Origin of the sequence: Gardnerella vaginalis, from assembly GCF_001546485.1 — a bacterium.
Classification (GTDB): domain Bacteria; phylum Actinomycetota; class Actinomycetes; order Actinomycetales; family Bifidobacteriaceae; genus Bifidobacterium; species Bifidobacterium vaginale_D.
Map to the genome: position 1 here is coordinate 1 of NZ_KQ956879.1, position 5,916 is coordinate 5,916.

The window sequence follows — 5,916 nt, forward strand, 5'->3', positions numbered from 1 at the left end:
TCTGTGGCTTATGCCACAGAATATTCATCAGCCGAGCTTTACACACTTTTGGGGCTATAAGCCCGAAATTCTTATAATTTCGGGCTTGGTAAAAGTGCCCCCGACGCGACTCGAACGCGCAACCAACGGATTAGAAGGCCGTTGCTCTATCCTTTGAGCTACAGAGGCAAACAAATGGCTATTATATCAAAACGTCACTATCAACGCGCCATATAACGCACCATATAATCGCAAATAATGCTTATTTATGCAACAAAAGACTCAAACATATTCAACACAATAAACGCAATTAAAAAAATAATAAGCAACACTACTCAAACCAAATAATGCACCACTTATAACTACTGCGCAGGGAAGCAAACACTACAAAAACAAGCGCTACTCAATAATCCACGCAAGCGACATGAGCACAGCAAGGAAGAACACGTTTACCAACGTATACGTAAGCAAATAGCGTCCCCTATGCTCAGCATACTGGTGCGTAATGCCCTTGTAGGAAATAAGCGAAGCCATAGACGCAATCAGCGTGCCCATACCACCAAGGTTCGTACCAATAATCAGCATCTTCCACTGATTACAGAATCCAGAAAGCAAAATCGTCGTTGGAACGTTGCTAATGAACTGGCTCGAAGCCACAGAAACTTCCATAGGGTGCGTACCAACCCACATTTGCGCAAGATCGCTAAAACCAGGAACGCGACGCATATTGCCAATAAAAATAAAGAACATAATAAACGTAAGTGGCAACGCCCAGTCGAGTACACGGAACACATGACGGTCACAAAGAAGAAAAGCAACCACCATAATCACTAGCATCAGCCAGTCTGGAATCCAACCACTCACACCACACAAGCACACCACAAACAGCAGGCTATACACAATCACGCGCCAACGCGTAAAACTCATACCATAGCCCATTACGCGAATCTCATCCGGCTGCGGATGACCATGCGAAGGAGCTAACACGCTCTGCTCAATATCGTCGCCATGCAAACCAACAAACTGATCAACTTTACGCGATTTAAAAAACACGAACGCAAACACAACCATCAACACTGCAGCAGTAACAGTGTATGGTGCCATAATCTTCAAAAAATCTTGCGTTGACATATGCGTTAACGCTTTTAAGTACAGATTATGCGCATTACCAATAGGAGTAAGCATACTGCCAACATTGGCGCCAATCGTCATCAGCGTAATCACAAGAATCGCTTGTTTTTCAGCATTTGCCATCACCAGCACAGATAGCGCAAACGGCACAAACGTGACCAATGCCACATCATTCGTAATCCACATTGCAGAGAAAAACGTGAGCGACATAAGCACAAGTACAAGTCCACGTTCTGTTCTCACATGCCTAAGCAAGCGCGCACCAATCGCGCGAAACACACCAATACGCTGGAAACCACACACCACCATCATCAAGCACACAAGCTGCAAAATAGTGTTTACATGAATATAACCTACATATTGAGCGTCCGGAGGCACGAGAAAACAAGAAATAATCGCTAAAATAGCCGCAACAATAAGAATGGTTTCACACTTGACCACGTTTAACAGCCAGCGCTTCATCATTCCTCCGTAAGGCAGTAGATACAACTTAACCTATTATACTAGAAACCCTTTCCCATGGAGCCACCAAGTTCCCGACAAAATCATTGAAATAGCAAGGCATAGGAGACTATTAAGAGCTAGATTTAGCCGCAAATACGCAATACAAAAATCCGCCCTTTTTTAGGACACGCGCATCGCAAAAATTGCATTTAAAGACAAGATTGCGTATATCATATTAAAACAAAGAATTTGTTGTCTACACAAGAAGCGAATTATGGCAGAAATAAACACAACAGAAGATCAGAAGCTTGAACAAAAACTTGCTCGTCAAATTCATCTTCGTGAAAACCACCAGCGAAACACTGCAGATTTAGTTGTTGAATGCTTGGTCAACGAAGGCGTTGAAGTAGTTTTCGGCATACCAGGTGAGGAAAATATTCCACTTCTTGAGGCGATTGAGCGCGATGGTCGCATTCGTTTTGTACTTACTCGCCACGAGCAGGGTGCTGGTTTTATGGCAGCAACTTACGCTCACATTACCGGAAAGCCGGGCGTATGCTTAGCAACACTGGGTCCTGGTGCTCTAAATCTTACGCTTCCTGTAGCTCAAGCAAACGCAAGCACTACCCCACTTGTTGCAATTTGCGCGCAAGGTAACGTTTCTAGGCTTTATAAGGAATCTCACCAGATTATTGATTTAGTTGCACTTTTCCAGCCGATTACGCAATGGTCTTCTATGATGCTTGCTCCTGCTTCTGCGCCGGAGATGGTTCGTAAAGCGTTCTCTATTGCGGGTCGTAACCGCCCGGGAGCTACTTGCCTTGTTATTCCGGAAGATATTAGCGAAATGCCAGCGCCTGCAGACGCAAAACCGCTTCCACTGCCGCATCCGCTGCATATTATGCCAGCTCCGGACACTATTGAGGAAGCCGCTCAAATTATTAGCCGCGCAAAGCAGCCTATTATTTTGGCAGGAAATGGCGTTGCGCGCTCTCACGCAGAAAATCAGCTTCTTGCGTTTGCTGAGCAACTTAATGTGCCAGTTGCAACTACGTTTGAAGGTAAGGGTGTTTTCCCGGATAATCATCCGAATGCGCTTGGCGTCGTTGGCTTTATGCACCGCGATTACGAGAACTTCGCGTTTGATACGGCTGATTTGATTATTGCAGTCGGTTTTTCGATTCAGCAGTTTGATCCTAAGAAAATCAACCCGAATATTGATAAAACTATTATTCACATCAATACTTTTGTGGAAGATACTGACGCGCACTACCCTACTGCGCTGAACATTATGGCAAATATTGGGCAGACGTTGAAAACTCTTACTTCAGTATTAAAGGATCGCAACATTACTTTCGATGTAAGCCACCCACGTATTCGACAAATGCTTACAGAAGAACTACACTCTTGCGAAAATGACGAAAGCATGCCAATGAAACCGCAGCGCGTAGTTTACGATATTCGTCGCGCTGTTCCTGAAGGCACGAAGGTGCTTGTAGATACGGGCGCTCTTAAAATGTGGATGGCACGCTTGTACCCAACTATGCACCCGAATACTTGCATAATCGACAACAGTCTTTCTACTATGGCTTGGACGCTTCCGGGTGCTGTTGGTGCTTCATTTATTCGCGATAATTCCGGCAAAATGAACACAAAACCTGTGCTGGCTGTGATGGGCGACGGCAGCTTCATGATGAACGTGCAGGAAATTGAAACTGCAGTGCGCGTTGGAAGCCGCATGGTGGTTCTTGTTTGGGAAGATAACGCGTACGGCTTAATTAAGTGGAAGATGGAGCTTCATGCAGGTGAACACGAGTACGTGGACTTCCATAATCCGGACGTGCCAAAATTGGCTGAAAGCTTTGGGGCACGTGGTCACTGCGTTAAGAAGCCGGAAGATTTGTACAATATGCTGCGTGAAGCTTTGGAGCAAGAAAGCGGCGTTGACGTGATTTCCTGCCCAGTTGATTACAGTGAGAATATGAAGCTTATTGAAAAGCTTGGCGATATTGACTTTAGTAACTAAGTTTCAATAAATTTTTGCAGACAAAAGGCTACGTAATCACACTAGATTACGTAGCCTTTTGTTTGTTAGTACAGTTTTGTACAAAAGATTGCATTAAAAGCTACATGATTTGCGACTGCAAGCTTTTGCGCGCAGCCTCCATAGAAGTGATTTGCCCAAGCAGCGCAAGCTTTTCTTGCCCATCTGGCAGTTTTGCCATGCGCGCTCGAGCCGCACCAATTCTACGCATATAGCCAATATCAAGCAGTCGAATAAGGAGTTCGTTCGCATACTTACTTTCTGCGCTTGTAGCTCTACGCAGCGGATCTGAAGGCGACCCACTTACAGCTTGCTGCGTCTGTTGCATTTGCTGATTATTCGCGCCTTCTACTATTTCAGCAGATGCAGGAAGAGGCAGAGGCATAACAGACAGCTCGGTAATCACTGATTCAAGCAGCGAACCCGCAGATTTTGTCATCATATGTAACCACAAGCCTTGCGTAACATTACCGGCTGGCAATCCTCCCACAGCAACGAATGCCTGAAACAGCGTACGAAATACTGGAGTAATAAAATTATTTAACGTAAGTTGCGCAAATAATTGTTCGTTAAACGCAAGCGGCACTTGTAATAATAACGCCATAAACTGTTGCTCACACATGAATACAGCATCATCTACGCGATAATAACGCTGATTTTGAGCCGCACTTCGCATGATTGCTATTCGAGAAGATTGAGAATCTGCTGTACGCTCAACACCAGTCTGCTGCACACCTGCTGGAATCATATGATACTTAGATGCGTAAGCGTCGTCATCTCGAACTTGCAAACGACGGCGAGCCGCCTCAACTTCACGCCGCATCACAACCAAATCAACACCGATTGCACGCACAGCTTTACGCATATACAAGTCAAGCAGCGAACGGTCACGAATTTGTGCAATAAGAGGCGCCACTGCTTTCACTGCACCCATTTGACCTGTAGTATACGATGTTTCAAAACGGTTAATTACCGTGTCAATCACAAAATCGTATAGCGGACTTGCGTGAGCAACTAGCGAACGTACAGCTTCGTCACCACGCTGAATGCGTAAATCACAAGGGTCAAGATTATTGTCAGCTACTGCAACAAATGTTTGCGTTAAAAATGCTGAATCCAAGCCGAAAGCGTGAAGCGCAGCCTTTTGACCAGCAGCATCACCGTCGAAAGTAAATACGATGCGTGAACTTACTGACTGACCATTTACTTTTATAGGGCCTACAAGTTGAATTGCTCCCAAAGAATCGTCTGCAATAAGTCTGCGCACAATCTTTGCATGCTCAACACCAAAAGCAGTGCCACAAGTAGCAACTGCAGTGTCAATTCCAGCTACATGGCATGCCATTACGTCGGTGTAGCCTTCAACGATTACAACTTGACGTTTTTTAACAATATTTGCTTTGGCTAAGTCAATTCCGTATAGAACCTGCGTTTTGCGGTATAGCGCAGTGTCGGGAGTATTAATATATTTTGCACTAATAGCATCGTCATCGTACAGTTTGCGAGCACCAAAACCAAGAGTTCTGCCAGTAGAGTCACGTATAGGCCAGGTTAATCGACCACGGAAGTAGTCGTATATTCCTCGCTGACCGAGTCGCGCTAAGCCAGCGTCAAGCAGTTCTTGACGTGTAAAACCTTTATTTGCTAAGTATCTGACTAGATTATCCCAACCTTTAGGCGCATAACCGCATGCGAAATACGCGCTTTGTTGTGGAGTAAAGTTTCGCCCTGCAAGTAATTCGCGTGCAGGAGTAGCCTCCTCAGTGCTCAGTTGCGAAACAAAAAATTTTTGTGCTTCTTCGTTTGCTTCTAACAGTCTGGCACGTTTGGAACCGGCATGAGCTTGAGCGTCACCGTTTTGCTGCTGGTAGTGCATCTCAATATGGTATCGGTCTGCTAAAAACTCTACTGCTTCACGGAAATCAATATTCTCTTTCTTCTCGACGTATTTAAATACATCACCACCAGCACCACAACCGAAGCAATGCCACATTCCTAAGCTTGGACGCACGCTAAAACTTGGTGTTTTTTCATCATGGAATGGGCAAAGACCTACAAAAGTGCCAGTTCCAGAAGGCTTCAGTGTTACTGTTGCAGACACGATATCGTATAAGTCTGCTGCTGCGCGCACGCGCTCAATGTCTTCTTTCACAATCATTCCAACCATAGTGTCTAGCTTATCGCAAACCGACGGCGAGTGGTATTGCGCGCGTGACTACAATCCCCGTTTTTGACGATTACACAGTTTTTGCCGCTTACCCCTGATTACCATAATGCACTAAAGGATATGAGCATAAAAAAAAAATGGGGACTGAGTA

The 5,916-nt window shown here is 45.1% G+C and carries 3 protein-coding genes and 1 tRNA gene; 1 reads left to right on the forward strand and 3 read right to left on the reverse strand.

Translation table 11 applies throughout. The annotated features are described in order from the left end of the window. Positions 1–95: 95 nt before the first annotated feature. Both HMPREF3208_RS06115 and HMPREF3208_RS06120 read right to left on the reverse strand, forming a co-directional pair. Positions 96–168: transfer RNA gene (locus tag HMPREF3208_RS06115), tRNA-Arg, on the reverse strand. Positions 169–378: 210 nt separating this feature from the next. Continuing rightward, positions 379–1,572 (reverse strand): SLC13 family permease, encoded by a 1,194-nt coding sequence (locus HMPREF3208_RS06120; protein ID WP_032814854.1) that lies wholly within the window; start codon positions 1,570–1,572, stop codon positions 379–381. A gap of 256 nt (positions 1,573–1,828) precedes the next feature. On the opposite strand from HMPREF3208_RS06120, the gene HMPREF3208_RS06125 reads away from it, so the two are divergent. Continuing rightward, complete coding sequence (locus tag HMPREF3208_RS06125; protein ID WP_196488971.1) at positions 1,829–3,580, forward strand: acetolactate synthase large subunit; 1,752 nt, start codon at positions 1,829–1,831, stop codon at positions 3,578–3,580. Positions 3,581–3,680: 100 nt separating this feature from the next. Here HMPREF3208_RS06125 and dnaG read toward each other — a convergent pair whose 3' ends face one another. Then, complete coding sequence (gene dnaG / locus HMPREF3208_RS06130) at positions 3,681–5,765, reverse strand: DNA primase (RefSeq protein ID WP_064347789.1); 2,085 nt, start codon at positions 5,763–5,765, stop codon at positions 3,681–3,683. Positions 5,766–5,916: the final 151 nt, after the last annotated feature.

Excerpts from the sequence above, each read along its gene's own strand:
- HMPREF3208_RS06120 (WP_032814854.1), bottom strand. The coding sequence starts at position 1,572 with ATGAAGCGCTGGCTGTTAAACGTGGTCAAGTGTGAAACCATTCTTATT.
- HMPREF3208_RS06125 (WP_196488971.1), top strand. The coding sequence starts at position 1,829 with ATGGCAGAAATAAACACAACAGAAGATCAGAAGCTTGAACAAAAACTT.
- dnaG (WP_064347789.1), bottom strand. The coding sequence starts at position 5,765 with ATGGTTGGAATGATTGTGAAAGAAGACATTGAGCGCGTGCGCGCAGCA.